This window comes from Neorhizobium sp. 2083, from assembly GCF_031455615.1.
Lineage (GTDB): Bacteria > Pseudomonadota > Alphaproteobacteria > Rhizobiales > Rhizobiaceae > Neorhizobium.
In genome coordinates this window covers 896,671-918,534 of sequence record NZ_JAVDTC010000002.1, presented here as the reverse complement: position 1 = coordinate 918,534, position 21,864 = coordinate 896,671, and the positions used below count along the sequence as shown (strand labels likewise).

The 21,864-nt window shown below is 63.7% G+C and carries 19 protein-coding genes; 8 read left to right on the top strand and 11 right to left on the bottom strand.

Features of this window, described 5'->3' with window-relative positions; all coding sequences use genetic code 11:
• Positions 1 to 138: 138 nt before the first annotated feature.
• Together J2X76_RS12645 and J2X76_RS12640 are read right to left on the bottom strand one after the other, a co-directional pair.
• Positions 139 to 1,416: a CmpA/NrtA family ABC transporter substrate-binding protein gene (locus tag J2X76_RS12645; RefSeq protein ID WP_310216443.1), complete on the bottom strand. Its 1,278-nt coding sequence runs from the start codon at positions 1,414 to 1,416 to the stop codon at positions 139 to 141.
• A gap of 37 nt (positions 1,417 to 1,453) precedes the next feature.
• Complete coding sequence (locus J2X76_RS12640; protein ID WP_310216569.1) at positions 1,454 to 2,041, bottom strand: ANTAR domain-containing response regulator; 588 nt, start codon at positions 2,039 to 2,041, stop codon at positions 1,454 to 1,456.
• A gap of 151 nt (positions 2,042 to 2,192) precedes the next feature.
• On the opposite strand from J2X76_RS12640, the gene J2X76_RS12635 reads away from it, so the two are divergent.
• The gene (locus J2X76_RS12635; protein ID WP_310216441.1) at positions 2,193 to 4,619 is read left to right on the top strand and encodes a DNA translocase FtsK; all 2,427 of its coding nucleotides are present in this window, start codon (positions 2,193 to 2,195) and stop codon (positions 4,617 to 4,619) included.
• 15 nt (positions 4,620 to 4,634) lie between these two features.
• On the opposite strand, the gene J2X76_RS12630 is transcribed toward J2X76_RS12635, so the two are convergent.
• From J2X76_RS12630 to J2X76_RS12610, 5 genes are all read right to left on the bottom strand, one after another.
• The gene (locus J2X76_RS12630) at positions 4,635 to 4,964 is read right to left on the bottom strand and encodes a hypothetical protein (protein WP_310216439.1); all 330 of its coding nucleotides are present in this window, start codon (positions 4,962 to 4,964) and stop codon (positions 4,635 to 4,637) included.
• Between the two features lie 27 nt (positions 4,965 to 4,991).
• Complete coding sequence (locus J2X76_RS12625; RefSeq protein WP_310216437.1) at positions 4,992 to 6,161, bottom strand: pyridoxal phosphate-dependent aminotransferase; 1,170 nt, start codon at positions 6,159 to 6,161, stop codon at positions 4,992 to 4,994.
• Positions 6,162 to 6,235: 74 nt separating this feature from the next.
• On the bottom strand, positions 6,236 to 6,736 hold the full coding sequence (locus tag J2X76_RS12620; protein ID WP_405030027.1) for a flavin reductase family protein: 501 nt from the start codon (positions 6,734 to 6,736) through the stop codon (positions 6,236 to 6,238).
• Positions 6,737 to 6,759: 23 nt separating this feature from the next.
• Positions 6,760 to 7,647, bottom strand: a complete 888-nt coding sequence (locus J2X76_RS12615; protein ID WP_310216564.1) for an aldo/keto reductase — start codon at positions 7,645 to 7,647, stop codon at positions 6,760 to 6,762.
• A 14-nt stretch (positions 7,648 to 7,661) separates the two neighbouring features.
• Positions 7,662 to 8,819 (bottom strand): LLM class flavin-dependent oxidoreductase, encoded by a 1,158-nt coding sequence (locus J2X76_RS12610; protein ID WP_310216434.1) that lies wholly within the window; start codon positions 8,817 to 8,819, stop codon positions 7,662 to 7,664.
• Between the two features lie 101 nt (positions 8,820 to 8,920).
• On the opposite strand from J2X76_RS12610, the gene J2X76_RS12605 reads away from it, so the two are divergent.
• Both J2X76_RS12605 and J2X76_RS12600 read left to right on the top strand, forming a co-directional pair.
• Positions 8,921 to 9,625, top strand: a complete 705-nt coding sequence (locus J2X76_RS12605; RefSeq protein WP_113127974.1) for a GntR family transcriptional regulator — start codon at positions 8,921 to 8,923, stop codon at positions 9,623 to 9,625.
• Positions 9,626 to 9,647: 22 nt separating this feature from the next.
• Entirely contained in the window at positions 9,648 to 11,639 is a 1,992-nt protein-coding gene (locus tag J2X76_RS12600; RefSeq protein WP_405030020.1) for an alpha-glucosidase, read from the top strand.
• A 194-nt stretch (positions 11,640 to 11,833) separates the two neighbouring features.
• Here the strand turns inward: J2X76_RS12600 and J2X76_RS12595 are convergent, their stop codons facing one another.
• The 3 genes from J2X76_RS12595 to J2X76_RS12585 are packed head-to-tail and all read right to left on the bottom strand — an operon-like array spanning position 11,834 to position 14,830.
• Positions 11,834 to 12,475, bottom strand: coding sequence for a ThuA domain-containing protein (locus J2X76_RS12595; RefSeq protein WP_113127972.1), 642 nt, complete (start codon positions 12,473 to 12,475; stop codon positions 11,834 to 11,836).
• Positions 12,476 to 12,493: 18 nt separating this feature from the next.
• Positions 12,494 to 13,597, bottom strand: a complete 1,104-nt coding sequence (locus tag J2X76_RS12590) for a Gfo/Idh/MocA family oxidoreductase (protein ID WP_310216428.1) — start codon at positions 13,595 to 13,597, stop codon at positions 12,494 to 12,496.
• Positions 13,598 to 13,630: 33 nt separating this feature from the next.
• Positions 13,631 to 14,830, bottom strand: a complete 1,200-nt coding sequence (locus tag J2X76_RS12585) for an ROK family transcriptional regulator (RefSeq protein ID WP_113127970.1) — start codon at positions 14,828 to 14,830, stop codon at positions 13,631 to 13,633.
• Between the two features lie 253 nt (positions 14,831 to 15,083).
• Here J2X76_RS12585 and J2X76_RS12580 point away from each other — a divergent pair, with 253 nt between their 5' ends.
• The 5 genes from J2X76_RS12580 to J2X76_RS12560 all read left to right on the top strand — a co-directional run bounded on the left by J2X76_RS12580 (position 15,084) and on the right by J2X76_RS12560 (position 21,074).
• Positions 15,084 to 16,358: an extracellular solute-binding protein gene (locus J2X76_RS12580; protein WP_310216425.1), complete on the top strand. Its 1,275-nt coding sequence runs from the start codon at positions 15,084 to 15,086 to the stop codon at positions 16,356 to 16,358.
• Positions 16,359 to 16,453: 95 nt separating this feature from the next.
• A complete protein-coding gene (locus J2X76_RS12575; protein ID WP_310216423.1) occupies positions 16,454 to 17,395 on the top strand; it encodes a sugar ABC transporter permease in 942 nt (313 codons plus the stop codon).
• Positions 17,396 to 17,474: 79 nt separating this feature from the next.
• On the top strand, positions 17,475 to 18,272 hold the full coding sequence (locus J2X76_RS12570; RefSeq protein WP_113127998.1) for a carbohydrate ABC transporter permease: 798 nt from the start codon (positions 17,475 to 17,477) through the stop codon (positions 18,270 to 18,272).
• A 22-nt stretch (positions 18,273 to 18,294) separates the two neighbouring features.
• Positions 18,295 to 19,365 carry an ABC transporter ATP-binding protein gene (locus tag J2X76_RS12565; RefSeq protein WP_113127968.1) on the top strand — a complete coding sequence of 357 codons (1,071 nt, stop codon included), beginning with the start codon at positions 18,295 to 18,297 and terminating at the stop codon, positions 19,363 to 19,365.
• Positions 19,366 to 19,529: 164 nt separating this feature from the next.
• Positions 19,530 to 21,074, top strand: a complete 1,545-nt coding sequence (locus J2X76_RS12560) for an alkaline phosphatase family protein (protein WP_310216419.1) — start codon at positions 19,530 to 19,532, stop codon at positions 21,072 to 21,074.
• A gap of 113 nt (positions 21,075 to 21,187) precedes the next feature.
• Here the strand turns inward: J2X76_RS12560 and J2X76_RS12555 are convergent, their stop codons facing one another.
• A complete protein-coding gene (locus tag J2X76_RS12555; RefSeq protein WP_310216417.1) occupies positions 21,188 to 21,808 on the bottom strand; it encodes a nucleoside triphosphate hydrolase in 621 nt (206 codons plus the stop codon).
• Positions 21,809 to 21,864: the final 56 nt, after the last annotated feature.

Genomic DNA, 21,864 nt, shown 5'->3' with positions numbered 1-21,864 from the left:
CTTTATCTTTTTGAAATGAAATGGAATTTTTGCTGTGAAACTTTTGGCTTAAATTGTCAGCAGTCTGTGCGATTGCAATATTTTTGTGCGGGTGCTAAATTGCGTGCGCGCAATTGCTGTGCAGCTCAAGCCGCCTTTTCAGATTTCGTCACGATCTGCATGGGCTGCGGGCGCGCTGCCGACGGCGAAATTTCCGACATAGGTCGCCATCTCGGAAGGATCGAAAACATGACCGTCCATGAAGCGGTCGCCGTCGCGGTCGCCTTCGATGCCGATGTCCGGTTGCGCCGGTCCGGTGCCGAGCGCGCTTCGATAGAGATCGGGGCGATAAGCAGCGGCGGCGGCGCGCAAGCCGTCCTCGCTGAACTCCACCTGGCCCCAGCGGATCATCTGGCTGTAGAGCCACAAGGCGTGGCTTGGCCGCGGATAGTTGGCAAAGCCGCGATGGAAGGTGAAGTAGTCGTTGATGACGCGCCGGTTGCCCTTGGCGTCGAGGCTGAATTCGCCCGATAGCACATGGCGGATGATATTGACCGGGGCGCCGATGAAGCGCGGGCCAGCCAGGACCTCCGCCAGCTCATCGTGGTTCTCGGCCCTGTCGCACCAGCGCGCCGCGGCATCGAGCGCGACGATAAGGCGGGATACGGTCTCGGGGTGGCTTTCGGCCCATTGCGGCCGCATGGCGATCACCTTTTCCGGCGCCGACGGCCAGATGTCCTGCTTGGCGGCGACGATGCGGCCGACGCCGCGCTCGGAGGCGACCATGTTCCACGGCGCGCCGACGCAGAAACCGTCGATGGCGCCGGCTGCCAGCGCATCCGAGGTCAGCGGCGGCGGCACGACGACCAGCTTGACGTCGCGGTCCGGGTCGATGCCGCCGGCGGCGAGCCAGTAGCGGAATTCGTAGTTGTGCGAAGAGAACGGATAGGTCATGCCGAGCGTCGGCAAGGTCTCGGCATTCTCCTTCATGCTGTGTATCACGGCCGCAAGCGCCTGCGCATTTTCCAGCGCGCCCGCGGTCTCGGAAAGGCCGGCCGTCTCGCGCATCCGGTCGAAGAGGCGGGTCGAGAGCGTGATCGCATTGCCGCCGCGACCGAGCGAAAACGGCGTGATGGTCGGCGATGGATTGGAGCCGAGGCCGAGCATCGAGGCAACCGGCATCGGCGACAGCATGTGGGCGATGTCGAACTGGCGGAAGGCGAGACGGTCGCGGACATTGGCCCAGGAAACGTCCTTGACCAGATCGAGCGTCAGTCCCTCCTTCGCGGCAAAACCGAATTCTGCGGCGGCGATCAGCACGGAAGCGTCGACCAGCGGAATGAAACCGGCCCGCAGGACTTTCGGCCCTTCGCCGTTGGCGCGAACGGGGGCGGCGAGATTGGTTCCGGATCGGTCGATCTTGGTCATCATGTTCACTCCGGCTCTCTCCCGGACATTTCGGTACTCGACATCGTCACATCAACAGGCCGGCGGCCGTCACCACGCTTTGCGCGATTTCCGATATCTTCTTCTTCTCGTTCATGGCGGTCTGGCGCAGCAGCGCGAAGGCATCCTCTTCCGAAAGCCCCCGCATCTTCATCAGTATCCCCTTGGCACGCTCGATCACCTTGCGTTCCTCGAGCGCCGACTTTGCCTCGGCCAGTTCCCGCTGCAGCCGGCTGAAGGCGTTGAAGCGGCTCACGGCCATGTCGAGGATCGCCTTGACGCGTTCCTTCTTCAGCCCGTCGACCACATAGGCCGAGACACCCGCCTCCATCGCCGCCTCGATCAGGGCCGTATCGGACCGGTCGACGAACATGGCAATCGGCCGGCTGACGGTGCGGGTCAGCTGGAACAGATGCTCCATCATGTCGCGGTTGGGGTTTTCGATATCGATGACGATGACGTCCGGCTTCGACGTCTCGATGATTCGGGCAACCCCGTGGACCTCGTGGATGACCGTGACATTGCTATGCCCAGCCTCCCGCAGCCCTTCCTCGATGATGGAAGCGCGGATGGCATTTTCATCGATAACCAGAATGGTGAGATCGGGTGCCGGCATCCTTATAGGAATGACGCAGTGCAGCAATCTTGGCAAGCGCTACTCGCAGCCAATCAATTCATGTCATCATCCCGCCCGTGGAAAGAACCGGTTAACCTTTATTTTCTACTTCCTGTGAGAATGTGCCGTTCCCGTATCTCGTCTGGTAGCCATGCAGTTCTCACGCAATAATCATCCCCAGAGTTCTGACCTTCCCAACGCCGAAGACGACACCGTCGACGCGGCGCAGCAGGCTCGTTCCCCGCAGAGCCTCGCCGATTTCAATCAGCCGGTTCTGGAACAGGCGCCCTGGCAGGCGGCGTTCCGGCTGGCGCCGAACGTGCGGTTCACCCGCACGCCCGAAAGCGTGCTTTCCCGCAAGCCCGCTCCCGTCGAGGCCGTCGCGGAGCCGGCACCGGTTTCGGCTCCGATCGAGGTGATCCCGTCCGAGGTGTTTCTGACGGCCGCCACGCATGATTCGCCGGTGGCCGATGCGCCGCCCGCCGCTCCGCTCGAACAGATCGCAGGCCTTCAGCAGCTTGCGGCAACGATGCGCTACCATGTGCCGGAAATCCGCACGGCCGTGGTCTCGCAGCCCGAGCCGGTTCAGGAGATCACGACCATCGCAGCACCGCGCCACGACATCGCCATCTCCGACTTCGCCTTCTGGGACGCCATGCCGTTCGAGCTTGAGAGACCCGGTGTCATCGAGGTCGAGGCAGCACAGGTCGAAGCGGAAGCACTGCCGGTCGTCGTGGCGCAGCCGGGCGCTCCCGTCACGGATCTCTATCGCGAAGTGCCGCGCCGGACCGCAGCCAGAACCGTGATCGTCGCGCCGTCTCCGAGACCGGAACCGGCCGCACCCGTCCAGCCTGCTCCGCAGCGTGCGGTGCGGGCCAAGGCGGCGCCGGCCGTCGTGGCATCCGTACCTGCTCCCGTCGAGCAGGTGGTCGTACCCGCGCCTGTCATGATCACAGAACCTGTCATCATTCCACCGGCTCCCGTCCAGCCCGAAATCACGCGTCCGCGAACCGTGCGTCCGCCGGAAGCGGAATATGAATTCCCGCCGATCTCGCTCCTGCAGGAGCCGCAGGGCGAACGCGGCCAGGCGATGCAGCCGGATGCCCTGCAGCAGAGCGCCGGCCTGCTCGAAAGCATTCTGGAAGATTTCGGCATTCGCGGCGAGATCATCGACGTCCGGCCGGGTCCGGTCGTGACGCTCTACGAATTCGAGCCGGCTCCGGGTGTCAAATCCTCGCGTGTCATCGGCCTTGCGGACGATATCGCCCGTTCGATGTCGGCGCTGTCTGCCCGCGTCGCCGTGGTGCCCGGCCGCAACGTCATCGGCATCGAACTGCCGAACGCCACCCGCGAGACCGTCTATTTCCGCGAGCTGATCGAGTGCGAGGATTATTGGGAGACCAAGCATCGGCTGGCGCTCTGCCTCGGCAAGACGATCGGCGGCGAACCGGTGATCGCCGAACTCGCCAAGATGCCGCATCTGCTCGTTGCCGGTACCACCGGTTCGGGCAAGTCGGTCGCCATCAACACGATGATCCTGTCGCTCCTCTACCGGCTGCGGCCGGAAGAATGCCGGCTGATCATGATCGATCCGAAGATGCTGGAGCTTTCCGTCTATGACGGTATCCCACACCTTCTGACACCTGTCGTGACCGATCCCAAGAAGGCCGTCCTGGCGCTGAAATGGGCGGTTCGCGAGATGGAGGATCGCTACAAGAAGATGTCGCGGCTGGCCGTGCGCAATATCGACGGCTACAACCAGCGCGCCGCGGCCGCCCGCGACAAGGGCGAAGTCATCACCGTCAGCGTCCAGGCGGGCTTCGACCGGCAGAACGGGGAGATCCTCTACGAAGAGCAGGAGATGGACCTCTCGCCGATGCCCTACATCGTGGTCATCGTCGACGAGATGGCCGACCTGATGATGGTCGCCGGCAAGGATATCGAAGGTGCGATCCAGCGGCTGGCGCAGATGGCGCGCGCCGCCGGCATCCACCTGATCATGGCGACCCAGCGTCCCTCGGTCGACGTCATCACCGGCACGATCAAGGCCAACTTCCCGACTCGTATCTCCTTCCAGGTCACCTCGAAGATCGACAGCCGCACGATCCTCGGCGAGCAGGGTGCGGAACATCTGCTCGGCCAGGGCGACATGCTGCACATGGCCGGCGGCGGGCGGATTTCGCGCGTCCACGGCCCGTTCGTGTCCGATGCCGAAGTCGAACTGGTGGTCCGTCATCTGAAGACGCAGGGGCGGCCGGACTATCTCGGCACGGTCACCGAGGACGAAGACGACGAGGATGACGAGGACGTTTCGAGCCAGGAAGCCGTGTTCGACAAGAGCGCGATGGGCGGAGACGACAGCGACGAGCTTTACGACAAGGCTGTCAAGGTCGTCATGAAGGACCGCAAGTGCTCGACCTCCTATATCCAGCGTCGCCTTTCGGTCGGCTACAACCGCGCCGCATCGCTGGTCGAACGCATGGAGCAGGAAGGCCTGGTCGGGCCTGCCAACCATGTAGGCAAGCGCGAGATCATTGCCGGCGGCCGTTCGGCGGCAGCCGAAGATTTCGGCGACTGACCGCCGCCGGGCGCTCTACCGCTGGCGGCAGATGAAGGGCAGGAAGCTGCTCGCGGTGCCGAAATTCATCGCCGCCACGGTCAGCGTATTGGCGAGCTTGATCTCTTGGGGCGAGTGCGGGCAGACGTCCGCACCGCTCGAACAGCCGTCGGCGATGAACTTTTCATTCCCCTTGATGAAGTCGTCGCTGACACCCTCGAGCCCGATAAAATCCTTGGCCCGGTTCCAGGCGCGTTCGTAGCGCACGCATTTCTCCTTGGCCCAGGCTTCGACTTCGGCATCCTCGGCGCGGGCCGGACCGAAGCCGGCCAAAGCGATGACAAGGATCAACAGAATTCTGGTCATGTGGCGTCGGGATCGGGCTCCGGAGGATTACCGGCTGCGGATGTAATCGCTCAGCCGGTTCGCCGCGTCCTCGACCTGTAGCGGATCGCGCAGGAAACAGGCGCGCATGAAGCCCTGTCCGCCCGGGCCGAACGCGGTTCCCGGCGCAAGGCCGACGCCGGTTTTGTCGACGATCCTGAAGGCCTCCTCGCGGCTGTCGGTGACGCCGTCGATCTTCAGGAAGGCGTAGAGGGCGCCGGAAGGTTTCAGCGTTTCCACCCGGTTGGTGGCGATCAGCGCATCGCAGAGGATGTCGCGGGACTTTCGCGCCCGTTCGATATTGGTGCGGACGAAGTCGTCGCCCTGTTCGAGGGCGGCGATCGCGCCCTTCTGCATGAACTGGGCGACGCCAGAGGTGGAATACTGGATGAGGTTGGTCAGCGTCTGGCCGATTTCGGCCGGTGCCACCATCCAGCCGACCCGCCAGCCGGTCATGCACCAGTTCTTTGAGAAGGAATTGGCGAAGATGATCCGGTCTTCCGGCTCCATGACGTCCATGAAAGAGGGCGCGCGGGCGCCGTCGAAACAATAGAGGCCGTAGATCTCGTCTGCGATGATCCAGAGGCCATGCTTGCGGGCGAGGTCGAGGATTGCCTTGAGATCGTCGTGCGTGGCGGTCCAGCCGGTCGGGTTGGACGGCGAGTTGATGAAAAGCGCGCTGGTCTTCGGGGTGATCGCCGCCTTCAGGCGGTCGATGTCGAGCACCCAGCGGCCGTCGGCAAAACCGAGTTCGACGGTGACGGGCTTGGCTTCCGACACGGTCACGGCGTTGACGACATTCGGCCAGGCGGGCGAAAGATAGACGATCTCGTCGCCGGCGGAGGCGACGGTCTGGACGGCGAGCACGATCGACTGCATGCCGGAGCCGGTGACATAGATGTTGTCGACCGACAGGTCACGTCCGTAATGACGCTGGTAATAACGGACGATCTCTTCGCGGAGCGCCGGAATGCCTTGCGTCCAGGTGTAGAAGGTCTCGCCGGCGAGCAATGCCTCGCTGGCCGCGCGGGTGATGAAATCGGGCGTCGGCAGGTCGCCTTCGCCGATCCAGAGCGGCATCAGGTTTTCGCGGCCACGGGCGTAGGTGACGATTTCGCCAATGCCGCTGCGGGGCGCTGCCGCGGCGCGGGCGCTGATCTCCGGTCTGATGATTGTCATGGAGGGCCTGTCGATGCTGGAATGATGGTTTCCTGCGTAGGCCCGACCCATGTCCGGGTCAATATTTTTCGGTGTCAGTGGCCCTGAAAACGACCGAACGTGCCGCGCGAGAAACACAGCGGATCTCCCTCGCGATGGGCGGCACGCAGGACGCGGCCGAGGATCAGCGTATGATCGCCGGCATCGTGCATGGAAGACAGCTCGCATTCGAAGCGGGCAAGCGTGCCGGGGATGACCGGCACGCCTTCACGGTTTTCGTTCCAGCACAGTTCCTCGAAACCGAGGCCGCCGCGTGTGAAGCGGGCGCTGAGGGGATCCTGATCGGCACCAAGCACATGGATCGCAAAATGGTTCGCCGCCGTGAAAGCCGCATGGCGCGACGAACTCTTGGCCGGCGACCAGAGCACCAGCGGCGGATCCAGCGACACCGAGGTGAAGCTGTTGACTGTCATGCCGATCGGGCCATCCGCGGTCGTTGCCGTCACCACAGTCACGCCGGTCGTGAAGGCCCCGAGCGCGTTGCGGTAATGCCGCGCGGTCGATGCGTCCGGAATGAAGATCTGTTCGCTGAGCATGCTTGCGGTGTCGGCAGTCATCATCATGGCACCTGCTTTCCGATTGCGGCTGAATAGAGTTCGAACCAGGTCTGGCGATCGATCGTCACCTTCGCGGCGTCGGCGATCGTGGCGATACGGCCGAGGTTGTTGGTGCCGAGCACCGGCAGAATGTTGGCGGGGTGGGCCAGCAGCCAGGCGACCGCGACGGCCGTGGCGTCGGCACCCTGTTCCGCTCCGATCCGCTCAAGGATCGACATCAGGCCTTCGTTGGCGAAGAGCGAGCCGCCGCCGAGCGGCGACCAGGCCATCGGCGCGATCGCGCGTTCCTGCAGGTAGGCGAGGTCGCCGTTGGTGAAGGCGGCGGGAGCGACGAGGCTGACCTCGATCTGATTGGTGACGAGCTCCGCCTCCATGGAGGATTGCAGCAGGGAGAAATCCCAGGGGCGGAAATTCGAGACGCCGACGGCGCGCACCTTGCCGGAAACGACGAGCGCGTCGAGTGCCGGGCCGGTCTCGTCCGGATCCATGAACGGGTCGGGCCGGTGGATCAGCAGGAGATCGATATGGTCGGTGCCCATGTCGCGCAGCGAGGCCTCGACCGAGGCATTGATATGGGCGGCGCCGGTATCATAATGTTTGCCGCGGACGGCGGAATGCCGGCCGGCCGGCGCGACGATGCCGCATTTGGTGACGATCTCGATTTTGTCGCGCAGCGAAGGCGAGGCCTTCAGCGCCCCGCCGAAAATCGCTTCGGCCGTGTAGCCGCCATAGATGTCGGCCTGGTCCATGGTGGTGATGCCCTGCGCCAGGCAGGCCTCGATCTTCGCCTGGACATGTTTCGGCGAGGTATCGGTGTCGTCGCCGATCCGCCACATGCCGTAAACCAGGCGGCTCAAATGGAGGTCGGGCGAAAGTTGAACGCGGTCCAGGTGGTGAGGGGTCATCAGTGTCGTCTCCCGTTGCCGAGCGGCGTTGCGGGTGTCTCGGCCGGCACGCGACCATAGGCATGCGGCAGCGAGCAGGTCTTGAGCTCGGGCAGCACCTTCTGGCCGAAATGTTCCGCTTCGTCGAGATGCGGGTAGCCCGAAAAGATGAAAGCCCGGATGCCCATCTTCTTGTAGGCCTCGATTTCCGAAAGCACCTGGTCGGCGGAGCCGACAAGTGCCGCGCCGCAGCCGGAGCGAGCCCGGCCGATGCCGGTCCAGAGGTGAGGTTCGACGTAACCGAACTTGTCGGCCAGTTCGCGGGCCTTGGCCTGGTGCGAAACGCCGAGCGAGGTGCTGTCGTGGGCGCGGCTGCGGATCAGCTGGCCGTATTCGTCGTCGAGCTTCGAGACGAGATGCTCCGCATATTCGCGGGCTTCCTGCTCGGTATCGCGGACGATCATGTGGATGCGCAGGCCGTAGTCGAGCGTGCGGCCATGGGCGGCGGCGCGGGCGTGGACGGCCTTCATGCGCTCGGCCAACTGGTCCCTGGTTTCCGGCCACATCAGGTAGACGTCGCACTGGGCGCCGCAGAGTTCCAGCGCATCCGGCGAATAGCCGCCGAAATAAAGGAGCGGGCCGCCGTTCTGCTGGTAGGGCCTCGCCGGCTCGGTGGAGACGCCCTTGAAATTGTAGACTTCGCCCTCGTGGTCGATCGTGTCGCGGGTCCAGGCCTGCCGGAGGATCTGCACCACCTCGTGGCTGCGGCGGTAACGGAAGGCGCTGTCGGCGACTTCGCCGGGAAAATCCGAGCTGATGACGTTCAGCGTCAGCCGGCCTTTCAGCATGTGATCGAGCGTGGCGACGGTGCGGGCGAGCATGACCGGCTGCATCTCGCCGCAGCGGATCGCGGCCAGCATGTTGATCCTGCTCGTGACCTGCGAGGCGGCGGCGACGAAGCTCATCGTGTCCTGGCCGACCTGGTAGGACGACGGGCAGAGGATGTTGCGGAAACCGAGCGTTTCGGCCCGCTTGACGATGTCGGAGCAATGGTCCCAGCTCGACTTCAGCGCGTCGTCGGGGACGCCGAGATAGGCGTAGTCGTCCGAGCACAGGGCTGCGAACCAGGATATTTCGGCCGCATCGAGATCCGGCGACGTTATGGGCACGATAGTCATAGGCACTCCTCTCCCTTCCGACTTGCATATCACCCGCTTTCGTGTAAATCAATGGTGTATCAATTTGGAGGCATTGTTTCCCAGGGGAGGGGGAAGTGCTGATGGAGAGCCATCCGGGCAGCCTGCCGATCTATATGCAAATCGCCGAACTTCTGGTGCGCGACATCGCCGCCGGCCGGCTTGTCGATGGCGAGAAGCTGGCGCCCGAGCGCGACATGGCGGTGCAGCTCGGCATTGCGGTCGGCACGCTGCGCAAGGCGCTGGCGGAGCTGCAGAACCGCGGGCTGCTGGAGCGCGTGCAGGGATCCGGCAACTACATAAGGGCGATCAGCGATCCGAAGAGCGTCTATGCGATGTTCCGGCTGGAACTGGTCCAGGGCGGCGGCCTTCCGACCGCAGAACTGATCGACGTGATGCGGCTCGACAAACCCAGGGACCTGCCGAAGTTCGGCTTTTCGCCGGAAGGGCACCGCATCCGCCGCATCCGTCGGCTGTCGGGCAAAATCGCGGCGCTCGAGGAGATCTGGCTCGACGGCTCCTACGTGACGGCGATCGCCCCGGAGGAACTGTCGGAATCCCTCTATCTCTACTACCGCACCCGGCTCGGCCTGTGGATCGTTCGGGCGGAAGACAAGATCGACCTCGACACAGTACCGGACTGGGCGCCGCCGGGCTTCGGCCAGAAGCCTGGCGCGCCGATCCCGCATGTGCTGCGGACGAGCCAGGCGCAGGACGGGGCGCTGGCCGAGGTTTCCCGCACATGGTTCGACCATTCCGTGGCGCGTTACGTATCGCGGCTGCGCTAAAAGACAATCGAGTACCGACAAGATGAAATTCGAGACGACACAAGACGGGTTTTCCATTTCGCTGAACGGCCGCATCATCCTGCGGCATAGCGCTGACTCGCCCTGCCTCTTTATCGGCCACGGGCAGGAGCGGATGGACATGTATCGCGGCAATTTCGAGGTCGAGGACTATATCGTCGAGCGCAGCCCGCTGCGCCACGCGGAGATCGAGGGCAACACGATCAGCCTCTGCGAGGCGGAGGGCCGCGCGCCGCGGCTGGAACTGACCATATCCGAAACGGCCGTGCATTTCCGGTCGCTGGACGAGACGATCAACCGCTTCTGGATACGCATCCATGCGGAGAACGACGAACATGTCTGGGGCGGCGGCGAGCAAATGTCCTATTTCGACATGCGCGGACGCCGTTTTCCGCTGTGGACATCGGAGCCGGGCGTCGGTCGCGACAAGACCAGCGAGATCACCTTCAAGTCGGACCTGAAGGACAAGGCGGGCGGCGACTATTACAACACCAACTACCCGCAGCCGACCTACATTTCCTCGTCGCGTTATGCGCTGCATGTGGAGACGAGCGCCTATTCCGTCTTCGATTTCCGCCGCAAGGCGTTTCACGAGATCGAAGTCTGGGCGGTGCCGGAGCGGATCGAACTGTTTGCCGCAGCGAATTTCGTCGAGCTGGTCGAGGCGCTGTCGCTGCGGTTCGGCCGGCAGCCGGAATTGCCGGACTGGATCTACAAGGGCGCGATCATCGGCCTCAAGGACGGCGTCAATTCCTTCGAGCGGCTGGAAAGGATGCGGGGCGCCGGCGTGCAGGTTTCCGGTCTCTGGTGCGAGGATTGGGTCGGGCTTCGCCAGACCTCGTTCGGCTCGCGCCTGTTCTGGGACTGGCAGGCGAACGAGGCGCGCTACCCGGGCCTGCGAGAGAAGATCGCCGGGCTGAACGGCGAAGGCATCCGCTTTCTCGGTTACGTCAATCCCTATCTCTGCGTCGATGGTTCGCTGTTTCCCGAAGCGGAAGCCGCAGGTTATTTCGCCAAAGATCAGCTCGGTCGGACCGCGATCGTCGATTTCGGCGAGTTCGATTGCGGCGTCGTCGATTTCACCAACCCGCAAGCGGCCGAATGGTTTGCCGAAGAGGTGATCGGCCGCCGGATGCTCGATTTCGGGCTGACCGGATGGATGGCCGATTTCGGCGAATACCTGCCGATCGACGTGGAGCTTGCCAACGGCATCGACGCCAAGCTGATGCACAATGCCTGGCCGACGCTCTGGGCGGAGGTCAACGCGAAGGCGATCGCCAGCCGCGGCAAGACGGGCGAGGCGCTGTTCTTCATGCGCGCCGGCTTTACCGGCGTCCAGAAACATTGTCCGCTTCTGTGGGGCGGCGACCAGTCGGTGGATTTTTCCCGTCACGACGGGCTGGTGACCGTGATGTGCGCCGCGCTTTCGTCGGGCCTGCTCGGGAACGCCTATCATCACTCCGATATCGGCGGTTATACCAGCCTGTTCGGCAATGTCCGCACGCCGGAACTTTTGATGCGCTGGGCCGAAATGGCCGCCTTCACGCCCGTCATGCGCAGCCACGAGGGCAACCGGCCGCGCGACAATATCCAGATCGACCAGGATCCCGAAGTGCTCGAGCATTTCGCGCGGATGACGCGGATCTACGTGCATCTGGCACCTTATCTGAAGACGTTGTCGAAGGAGGCTGCGGCGACCGGGCTTCCGGTGCAGCGTCCGCTCTTCCTGCATTACGAGCATGACCGGAAGACCTACGCCATTCAGGATGCCTATCTCTATGGTTCCGAGCTACTGGTCGCCCCGGTCTGGCATGCGGCGCAAGAGACGCGTGCGGTATATCTGCCGGCGGGGGCGGGCTGGGTGCATGTGTGGAGTGGTGTGGAATATGCAGGCGGGGAAGAGGTGACGGTCACGTCGCCGATCGGGGAGCCGCCGGTGTTTTATCGGGCGGATGCGGTTTTTAGGGAAACTTTTGCGGCGTTGAGGGGGATGTAGGGTACGGGCCTACGCGGCGTGCTCCTGATGATCTCCCCCCTTGAGGGGGAGATGTCACCGAAGGTGACAGAGGGGGTATCAACAGTGCGGCAAACTCAATAGTCGATAGATATCTGGAGGCGCCCCCCTCTGCCCTGCCGGGCATCTCTCCCTCAAGGGGGGAGATCGGCCAGAGGCGAAGCCGCAGTTCCGTCTTACCGCGCCGCCCAGTTCGCCCCGCGCCTAAAGATCGTCTTCATCTGGGGCACGGCGAATTCCTTCGCCTGGTGGCCGAGCGACGAATAGAAGACGCGGCCCTTGCCGTATTTGCGCTTCCAGACCACCGGCATGACGACGCCGTCGATCCAGTAGGCGTGGTCGCCGGTAAACGTGGTGGTGGCCAGCACCTCGTTCGACGGGTCGACATGCATGTAATACTGCTCGGACGTGTAGGGGAAATCGGTGATCCCCTCCATCAGCGGATCGTCCGGGCGGGTGATATTGACCGTGTAGTCTATGATGTTGCCGGGATGGGCGACCCACTGGCCGCCGATGATGAACTGGTAGTCGACCGATTCACGGAACGCATCGCCCGCGCCGCCGTGATAACCGGCGATGCCGACGCCGTTCTCGACGGCTGCGGCAAGGTTCTTCACTTCCTCCTTCTCGATCTTCGACATGGTCATGATCGGCACGATGAGGCTGAGATCATGGATGGACGGATCGGCGAAAGCCTCGGTGGAGTGTTCGAGATAGACCTTGAAACCGTCCTCCTCGAGCATGGTCTTGATGATTTCGGCGCATTCCTGCGGTTCGTGGCCGCTCCAGCCGCCCCATACGATGAGTGCTTCACGCATTTTATTCGTCCTCCAGAATTATTTCGCCAGCCGGCCGTCGACGAGCGATTCAGACAGCGGAGCGGGCCGCTCCGTGGCCGTGGTGATCCTGATCGTGCGCCCTTCGGCAGAAGCCGTGTGGAAGGCTTCCATGACCTCCAGCACATGCAGCGCCAGATCGCCGTTTGCCCGGTGGGGGCGGCCGGAACGGATCGCATAAGCCAGATCGGCGATGCCGATCGACCGGTAATTGCCGTCCGCATAAGGCTGGGTGGTGGGCTGGTCCTCGAACTGGCCGCCCTTCTTCAGATAGCCGACAGGTCCCTCGAAGCGGTTCGGGTCCGGCACGATCAGCGTGCCTTCCGTGCCATAGACCTCGAGCGGCACATGCTTGTGGCCGGCGACGTCGAAACTCATGCCGATCTGCACGACGGCGCCGTTGGCAAAGGCCATGACGCCCGCCACATGGGTCGGAACATGCACGGGAATCCGTTCGCCGTTGCGCGGCTCGCTGGTGATGATGCGCTCCTGGCGCGGCGTGACCGCAAAGCCTGCGACCTGGGAGACCGGGCCGAGCAGGTTGACCAGGTCGGTGATGTAATACGGGCCCATGTCGAGCATCGGGCCACCGCCGACCTCGTAATAGAAGGCCGGGTTCGGGTGCCAGCGCTCGTGGCCCGGGCACATGAAGGTCGCCGTGCCGCCGACGGGCAGGCCGATGACGCCCCGGTCGATCAGCTCGCGGGCGCTCTGGTGGCCGCCGCCGAGGAAGGTGTCGGGTGCGGCGCCGATGCGCAGGCCCTTGGCCTTGGCGGTGTCCGCCAGTTTTTTCCCTTCCGCGAAATTAATCCCGAGCGGCTTTTCCGAATAGGTGTGCTTGCCGGCGTCGAGCGCCTGTAAGGCGACGGCGACATGGGCCTTGGGGATCGTCAGGTTGACGATGATCTCGACCTTGGGGTCTGCCAGCAGCTCCTCGACGGTGCGGGCCTCGAGATTGAATTCGGAAGCCTTGGCCTCGGCCAGGTCGCGGTTGAGATCCGCCAGTCCGCGGATATCGAGGATCGGAAAGGTGCTCGTCATCGCCTTCAGGTAGGCGCCCGAAATATTGCCGCATCCGATGATGCCGATACCGACTTTATCCATGATTTCCTCCCGAAGAATGCTGAAGTTTGCGCATCAGAGCGCCGGCCCGGTGGTGCTCCAGGGCGATTCGTAGAGTTCGTACAGCGCGACGGCGGCGGCGCCCTGCGCCCAGAAGTCGTCGGCGGAATCGTCGAAGACGAGTTCGCTGACGCCTTTCAGCGACGGGGGGATGGCGAGCGCATAGGCATCGCGCAGGCTGTTGAGGAACGGTTCGCCCAGCGCCAGCGAGGAGCCGACGAGGATGACCCGCGGCGGCGCGAACAGCGTGACGATATTGGCGATGGTCAGCCCGACGGCCTCGCCGGCGCGAACGGCGGCGCCGATCAGGCGGTCGTCGTCGGCCTGGATCAGCGCTTGCACATGGCTCATGCCGCGGCCGAGCCGCACCGCCTCGGCGAACCGTCCGTCCGTCTGCTGGTCTCCGAGGATGGCGCTTTCGCCCGCCTGGCTGGAAAGCCGCACGATGCCCTGGGGTCCCGTGCCGAGCACGAGGTCGCCGAGATTGTGGCTGAGGCCGCCCGCCCCCCGGAAAAGCCGGTTGCCGTGCAGCACGCCGAGGCCGAGCGTCTGTTCGAGCGAGATCAGCACCATGTCCTGCAGGTCGCGGGCCTTGCCGAACCAGTGGTGGCCGAGCGTGATGGCGTGCGCATCGCTCTCGACGATCGTCGGGGTGGACAGGCGCGCCGACATTTCGGCAGCAAAATCGATATTGATGTCGCGGAAGATCGGGCTCGAACGGATATGTCCGGTGCGGTGTTCGATGACGCCGGGAAGCCCCAGGCAGACGGTATCGACATCCTCCAGCGACAGGCCTGCGTCGACGACGCAGCGGCGCACGCCATCCTCGACGAGGTCGGCGATGACAGCGATCGGCTGGCGGTCGATCCGGATCGGCAGGGTGAGCTGCGAGAGGACGTCGCCGCGGAAATTGGTGACGACGAAGACCATGCGGCTGGCGGCGATCTTGGCGCCGACGACGCGGGCGGCATCCGGATTGACTTCCAGCATCACCCGCGGCCGGCCGCGCACCGCCTCGTTTCGGATATCGCCCTCGTGGCGCGTGAGGATCAACCCGTCATCGAGCAGCGAACCGGTAATCGCGGAAACTGTGGTCGTGGAAAGTTCGGTGCGCTCGGAAATTTCGATGCGGGAGATGGGGCCGCGCCGCCGGATCGTATCCAGCACGCTGAGGCGGTTCATCGCACGCATGAGTTCTGGATCGGCGGTCTTCATCTCTTCTGCGCACTCGTCGGCTTTTGCACCAGATGGCGATTTAATTCGAGGTGCAAATTAAATTCGCCTTGTTCTAGAGCCGATTTTGGGCGGCTTGCAATAGATAAAAGCAGCAAACGGCGCAAATTTCACCAGAAACAGCCAATGTGGCCGGAGGCTATTGACAGATGCGGCAGGCTTGCTGATTATTTAATTCGGATACAGGAATAAAGCTTTGGGAGGAGCGCCTTCAATGTCCAAGAGATACCACAGGATGCGTTTGATTTCAGCGACGGCCCTTGCTCTGGCCGGCGGGCTCTTTACGGCCGGCGTCGCTGCGGCCGACAGCGTCATTCGCTGGATGCATGTCGAACAGGTGCCGGGCAACCTCGCGGCCTGGAACCAGATCGCCAAGGATTTCGAAGCCAAGCATCCCGGCGTCAAGGTCGAGCTGCAGTTTCTGGAAAACCAGGCGTTCAAGGCAAAACTTCCAACGCTTCTGCAGTCGAACGATGCGCCGAGCATCTTCTACACCTGGGGTGGCGGCGTGCTGAAGGCACAGTCCGAAACCGGGACGCTGCGGCCGATCAATGCGGCGCTCGACGCCAACGGAGGGGAGTGGCGCAAGTCGGTCAACGCTTCCGCGGTCGAGGGCCTGACCTTCGACGGCAAGGTCTGGGCCTCGCCCTCCAAGAGCGGCCTCGTTTCCTTCTATTACAACAAGGAACTGTTCAAGAAGGCAGGCGTCGATGCCTCGAAGATCGCCACCTGGGACGATTTCCTCGGCGCGGTGAAAGCGCTGAAGCAGGCAGGCGTCACGCCGATCGCCGGCGGCGGGCGGGACAAGTGGCCGCTGCATTTCTACTGGAGCTACCTGTCGATGCGCGAGGCCGGGCAAAAGGGCTTCGCCGACGCGAAGGCCGGAAAGAATGACGGCTTTGCCGGCAAGCCTTTCGTCAAGGCGGGCGAGCGCCTGGCCGAACTCGGCAAGCTCGAGCCCTTCCAGAATGGTTATCTGGGTGCGACCTGGAACGATGCGCTTGCCGCCTTCGGCGACGGCCGTGCCGCGATCATCCTGAGCTTCGAGAACACGCCGGCGACCCAGGCGTCGAATTCGACGAGCCGCAAGGGCCTTGCCGACGACAATATCGGCCGCTTCCCGTTCCCCGTCGTCAGCGGGGGCGCAGGCGTCATCACCGACAGTTTCGGTGGGCTCAACGGCTGGGCGGTCACCAAGAACGCGCCGCCCGAAACGGAAGAATTCCTCCGCTACATGGCAAGCCTCGACGTGCAGAAGGTACTCGCCAGGGACACGCAGGTCATGCCGGTCGCCAAGGGGGCCAGCGAGGCGATCTCCAAGCCGCTGCTGAAGGAAGTCGCCGAAGCACTTGCCAAGGAAACCTGGCACCAGAACTTCCTCGACCAGGATCTCGGTCCCAATGTCGGCGCGATCGTCAACGACGTCAGCGTCGAAGTGGTCTCCGCCGGCATGAAGCCGGCCGCAGCCGCGCAGCAGATCGAGGACGCCTACTCGCTCGAACGCAAGTAGGTGCTGTGCCGGCGCTCCCGTTGCCCCTTTCGGGAGCGCCGGTTCCTTTTTCATCTGGCGCGGATTTTGCGCAGGCTGAAAGGCTCGAAAAATCGATGAGCGATATGTTGATGTCTGCCAATGCAGCGCCGTCCGGTAACACAATTGCGATTTCGCGCCGCCGCAAACGGTCGCTGACCAGTAGCAAGTGGCCGGTGCTAATCCTGTTCCTGCCGCCGGCGCTTCTTCTGTTCACGGTGCTGGTGATCCTGCCCATGGGCGAGGCGGCCTGGTATTCCTTCTACAACTGGAACGGCTATGGCAGTCCGACGCAATGGGTCGGCTGGCGCAACTACCAGCTCATTTTCCGCAACAGCGCCTTCACCCAGGCGCTGATCAACAACGGACTGATCGTGCTTGCCTCGCTCTGTGTGCAGGTTCCGCTGGCGCTCTGGCTGGCGACGATGATTTCCAGCCGGATCAAGGGCGCGCTGTTCTTCCGGCTGATCTTCTTCCTGCCCTATGTGCTCGCGGATGTGGCGGCCGGCATGATCTGGCGCTTCGTCTATGACGGGGATTTCGGTCTCGTCGCCGGCATTTCGCATTTCATCGGCGTCGAACCGCCATTCTGGCTGGCAGACCGGAACCTGGCGATGTACGCGATCCTCGGGGTCGTCGTCTGGAAATATTTCGGCTTTCACATGATGCTCTTCATCGCCGGCCTGCAGGCGATCGACAAAAGCGTGCTGGAAGCGGGCGATATCGACGGCGCGACCGGTTTCCAGAAGTTCCGGCTGGTGACCTTGCCGCTGCTCGGCTCCACCGTGCGGCTCTCGGTCTTCTTTGCGGTTGTCGGCTCGCTGCAGCTCTTCGACATGATCATGCCGCTGACTGGCGGCGGCCCGTCGAACTCGACGCAGACGATGGTGACGTTCCTCTACAATTTCGGGGTGACCCGCATGCAGGTCGGTTTCGGCAGCGCCGTCGGCGTGGTGCTGTTCGTGATCTGCGTGACGCTCGCCTTCAGCTACAAGCGGGTGTTCATGCGCAATGACTGAGATCTCGACAGCACAGCCCATCGATGCCGCCAGCGCCCCGACCTCCGGCCGGCGCCTGCGTGCCGGCACCCAGGTCTACATGTACGTGTCGCTGATCATCGTCGCCGCGATCGTGGTGGTGCCGCTCATCAGCACCGCGCTCGGCGGCTTCAAGACGCTCGGCGAACTGCGCGGCAATCCGTTCGGCCTGCCGACGGAATGGCAGTGGTCGAACTACACGGACATCATCGTCAGCAAGCGCTACTGGCTGCAGATGAGCAATTCGCTGATCATCGCCCTGCTGACGGTGTTCCTGACATTGACCTTCGGCGCCATGGCTGCCTTCTGCTTCGCGCATATCCGCTTCTTCGGCACCGATTACTTGGTCAACTATTTCCTGATCGGGCTGATGTTCCCGGCGGCGACCGCCATCCTGCCGCTCTATATCCGCATCCGCGATCTGGGGCTGATCGACACATATTGGGGCGTGGTGCTGCCGCAGGTCGCGTTCGGCATGGGCATGAGCATCATGCTGTTCCGCAACTATTTCCGCAATCTGCCGTCCGAACTCTTCGACGCGGCCTTCGTGGACGGCTGCGGCTACATGCGCTTCTTCTGGCATATCACGCTGCCGCTGTCGCGGCCGATCATCGCCACCGTCGGCATCATCTCCTTCGTCGGCAGCTGGAACAGCTATATCGTGCCGTTGATCATGCTGAATTCGGAAAGCCGCTATCCCTGGCCGCTCGGCATCATGATCTACCGGGGCGAGTTCAGCACCGAATGGCAGCTGGTGCTGGCCTTCATCACCCTCACCATCCTGCCGACCATCATCGCCTTCTTCCTGGCCCAGAAGCATATCATCGCCGGTCTGACCGCCGGTGCGGTGAAGTCCTGAGCCCCGACCCGGAGTAACTCGCATGGCATCCGTCGAACTGAGACAAGTCCGCAAGGCCTATGGCCTACTCGACGTCATCCACGGTATTTCGCTGTCGATCGAGGACGGGCAGTTCATCGCCCTGGTCGGGCCTTCCGGCTGCGGCAAGTCCACCCTGCTCAGAATGATCGCGGGGCTCGAGGAAATCACCGGCGGCGACGTCATCATCGACAATGCCGTGGTCAACGAGCTGACGCCGCGCGAGCGCAACATCGCCATGGTGTTCCAGTCCTATGCGCTTTATCCGCACATGACGGTCGCCGAAAACATGGGTTTCAACCTGCGGCTTTCGGGTACTCCGAAGCCGGTGATTGCCGAACGCGTCGCCGAGGCCGCGCGCATGCTCGATCTGGTGCCGCTTCTCGACCGCAAGCCGGCGCAGCTTTCCGGCGGCCAGCGCCAGCGTGTCGCCATGGGCAGGGCGATCGTCCGCAACCCCGCCGTCTTCCTGTTCGACGAGCCGCTTTCCAACCTCGACGCCAAGCTGCGCGTGCAGATGCGCTCCGAGATCAAGCAGCTGCACCAGAAGGTCGGCACCACGTCGATCTACGTCACCCACGACCAGATCGAGGCGATGACGCTCGCCGACCGCATCGTCGTGCTCAACCACGGGAAGGTGGAGCAGGAGGGTACGCCGATGGAACTCTACCGGAAGCCCGCCAACCTTTTCGTTGCCGCCTTCATCGGTTCGCCGGCAATGAACATTCTCGACGGTACCGTGGATGGCGACGGTGGCGAGGCGGCCGCACGGCTGAGTGACGGCACCGCGATCCGCATCGCGCCGGACCGCAAAGTGAGGCGTGGACAGTCGGTCAAGGTCGGCTTGCGTCCGGAACACCTGAGCCCCGGCGCGGGCGGAACCATGCTTGCTGGCCAGACGCTGCTGGTCGAACCGACCGGCGCGCAGACGCACATCGTCTTCGACCTTGCCGGCAACCCCGTTGTCGCGATCGTCGACGGCGAATATCCCGCCCGCTACGGCGCGCGGTTCGAGGCCAATATCCCCGCCGAACAGGTGCATGTCTTCGACCGGGAAACGGGGGTCGCTCTCTAGGCGGCTTCGACGCGCCGCGGCCTCCCATGCTTTTCCGGCATCGTTTGCGGCGGCTTCGTTGCGCGATAATTCAGGCGGTGTCACGCTGTTGAAATGTCGGCGACCTAGAACCCGGCGACGCGAACGATTTCCGATTCCCGCACCTGCAGAAAAGGTCAATGACAATGGCTGACATCCGCCCCAGCGCCCTCCACGTCATCGTCGTGGGCATCGATGGCCTGCGTCCCGACATGATCAACGAGCTCACCATGCCCAATCTCGCCGCGATGAAGGCGCGGGGCGTATCGAGCAAGGACCATCGCACGGTATTTCCGAGCGAGACCCGCGGCGCCCTGACGGCGCTTGCCAGCGGTGCGCGGCCGGCGAGCACGGGCGTGCTCGGCAATGAGTTTCATGCCCGCGACGGATCGGGACGGCTGACCGGCACGGACACGATCCATGACTGGCGGGCCGGAGACAAGCGGCTGATCGGCGGCATGGTGACGGCCACCAATCTCTCGGAAACGCTTGCCAAGAACGGCAGGTCGTTCGCCGTCGTGACGTCGAGCGGGCAGGGTTCGTTCACGGCGCTCAACTGGAAGGGTGCCGACTGGGGGCAGAGCGGCTACAATGTCCGCCATCCGGCGATCGGCTTTCCGCCGGAACTGGCCGTCGATATCGCCGAACAGCACCGGGTGCCTGCGAACGGTTTCGATCGTGGCGCGGAAAAGCAGGCGGTCGCGGTATTCTCCGATACGGTCTGGCCGGCGAGGAAGCCGGACGCGGCGATCATCTGGCTGACGGAAGTCGACAGCGCCTCGCACCGCTACGGCCTTGGCGCCGAGGGCATGCTCGCCTCGATGCGTGATTGCGACGCGGCGATCGGCAACCTGCTGGAATGGCGCGACAAGCAGCCCGAAAAGGACGAAATCGTCATTTTCGTCACCTCCGACCACGGCCATTCGACCATCGTGGAATTCATCTCGGTCGGCGATGCGCTGAAGGAGGCCGGTATCTCGGCGGCTCTGCGATCCGGCGACGGCATCGACGTGCTCTACCGTCGCGGCCGCGCACCGGGCTTCTGGCTCAGGAAGTTCGACAAGGGCCTGTTGCAGGGTGTTTTCGATGCGCTTGCCGTCCAGCCCTGGTACGGCGCGACCTTTACCCGGGCGATCGAGCCGGGTTCGCATGAAGGCATCCTTCCGGGCACGCTGGCGCTGGAACTGACCGGCGCCGCCCATCCCCGTGCACCGGATCTTTATCTCAACCTTAAGGGCGACGAGGCGGACAACGACTTCGGCGTGCCGGGCACGTCGATCTGCGATGCCGGAAGCTATAGCGGCATTCCTCTCGGTGGCGGCTCGCATGGCGGTCTGCACCGGAGCGAACTTGCGGCCGTGCTGATCGGCGAAGGGCCGGGGCTGAAAAGCGGCGGGCAGGTGATCGCCTCGCGCACGGCGATCTACGACATCGCGCCGACGGTTCTCGAACTCCTCGGCGTCGGACGGGCCGCGACAATGACCGGCCGGCCGATGACCGAACTCTTCGAGAACGGTGGGGCCATCGAGGCGCCGGTCGTGACGGAACTCACGGCCTCGGTCGATGGCAAGACCTCGCGCATCGTCATCGGTCATGTCGGGGGCAGCGCCTATGTCGACGAGGCCGATCTGCTGACCGAACACGCGCAGGCGGATGCCGGCCGGCCGAAGGTCACGGAATTGCAGGCCTGACCCTTTCCAGATGCGGCGGGCCAGAAACTAACCGGGCGTTTCACGCGCTGAGGCCTGGGACATAGGAGACGTTCGCAAAGCCGATACGGGCACTGAAGGTGACGCCTGCCGTCTCAGAAGCTTTCGAGCCTGATATCGGCCGTCCGCGAATGGCCGAGGATATAGCGGCCGTTCGGCAGGTCGTTGCCGTCGAGCTTCCAGGCGATCTGCGCCTCGTCCAGTCCGTAGTGCATCCAACGCGCCCTCAGCCGCTCGCGGAGCACCTCTTCGGAGGGGCCGACGAAGATCGTGAAGTCGAACATCTCAGCGAGCCGCGACCAGGGCGCTTCGTCGATCAGCAGATAATTGCCTTCCGCCAGAACGATATGGGTCTCGGGCGAAATCGGGCGGGCCGAGGCGATGGCGATTTCCCTGGAGCGGTCGAAGACCGGCACCAGAACCTCCTCGTCTCCCTGCCGCACCGCCTTGAGGACATCCGCGAACCCGCGCACATCGAAGGTCTGCGGCGCGCCCTTGCGGGGCAGCAGGCCGCGGGCTTCGAGAATGCCGTTGTCCATGTGGAAACCGTCCATCGGCAGGACTTCGGCGGTTTCGCCGCGTGCCAGCAGTGCCTCGTGCAGGGCGTCGGCGAGGGTGGATTTTCCCCCGCCCGGCGGGCCGGCGACCGCGACGATGAAGCGCCGCTTGTCCCGTGCGCGGCCGATGACGGTGTCGGTGATGTCGTCCAGTGTCATTGCGCCGGCCTCGCGTTCGATCTTGTCGAAAGTATCTCTAGCCTCCCGTACGGTGC

Bases quoted from the DNA above. Each gene is read 5' to 3' on its own strand.
- J2X76_RS12565 (WP_113127968.1), top strand. From the start codon at position 18,295: ATGGCATCCGTCGAACTGAGACAAGTCCGCAAGGCCTATGGCCTACTC.
- J2X76_RS12595 (WP_113127972.1), bottom strand. From the start codon at position 12,475: ATGCGTGAAGCACTCATCGTATGGGGCGGCTGGAGCGGCCACGAACCG.
- J2X76_RS12600 (WP_405030020.1), top strand. From the start codon at position 9,648: ATGAAATTCGAGACGACACAAGACGGGTTTTCCATTTCGCTGAACGGC.
- J2X76_RS12635 (WP_310216441.1), top strand. From the start codon at position 2,193: ATGCAGTTCTCACGCAATAATCATCCCCAGAGTTCTGACCTTCCCAAC.
- J2X76_RS12620 (WP_405030027.1), bottom strand. From the start codon at position 6,736: ATGCTCAGCGAACAGATCTTCATTCCGGACGCATCGACCGCGCGGCAT.
- J2X76_RS12590 (WP_310216428.1), bottom strand. From the start codon at position 13,597: ATGGATAAAGTCGGTATCGGCATCATCGGATGCGGCAATATTTCGGGC.
- J2X76_RS12560 (WP_310216419.1), top strand. From the start codon at position 19,530: ATGGCTGACATCCGCCCCAGCGCCCTCCACGTCATCGTCGTGGGCATC.
- J2X76_RS12605 (WP_113127974.1), top strand. From the start codon at position 8,921: ATGGAGAGCCATCCGGGCAGCCTGCCGATCTATATGCAAATCGCCGAA.
- J2X76_RS12580 (WP_310216425.1), top strand. From the start codon at position 15,084: ATGCGTTTGATTTCAGCGACGGCCCTTGCTCTGGCCGGCGGGCTCTTT.
- J2X76_RS12630 (WP_310216439.1), bottom strand. From the start codon at position 4,964: ATGACCAGAATTCTGTTGATCCTTGTCATCGCTTTGGCCGGCTTCGGT.
- J2X76_RS12640 (WP_310216569.1), bottom strand. From the start codon at position 2,041: ATGCCGGCACCCGATCTCACCATTCTGGTTATCGATGAAAATGCCATC.
- J2X76_RS12625 (WP_310216437.1), bottom strand. From the start codon at position 6,161: ATGACAATCATCAGACCGGAGATCAGCGCCCGCGCCGCGGCAGCGCCC.
- J2X76_RS12575 (WP_310216423.1), top strand. From the start codon at position 16,454: ATGAGCGATATGTTGATGTCTGCCAATGCAGCGCCGTCCGGTAACACA.
- J2X76_RS12555 (WP_310216417.1), bottom strand. From the start codon at position 21,808: ATGACACTGGACGACATCACCGACACCGTCATCGGCCGCGCACGGGAC.
- J2X76_RS12570 (WP_113127998.1), top strand. From the start codon at position 17,475: ATGTACGTGTCGCTGATCATCGTCGCCGCGATCGTGGTGGTGCCGCTC.
- J2X76_RS12610 (WP_310216434.1), bottom strand. From the start codon at position 8,819: ATGACTATCGTGCCCATAACGTCGCCGGATCTCGATGCGGCCGAAATA.
- J2X76_RS12585 (WP_113127970.1), bottom strand. From the start codon at position 14,830: ATGAAGACCGCCGATCCAGAACTCATGCGTGCGATGAACCGCCTCAGC.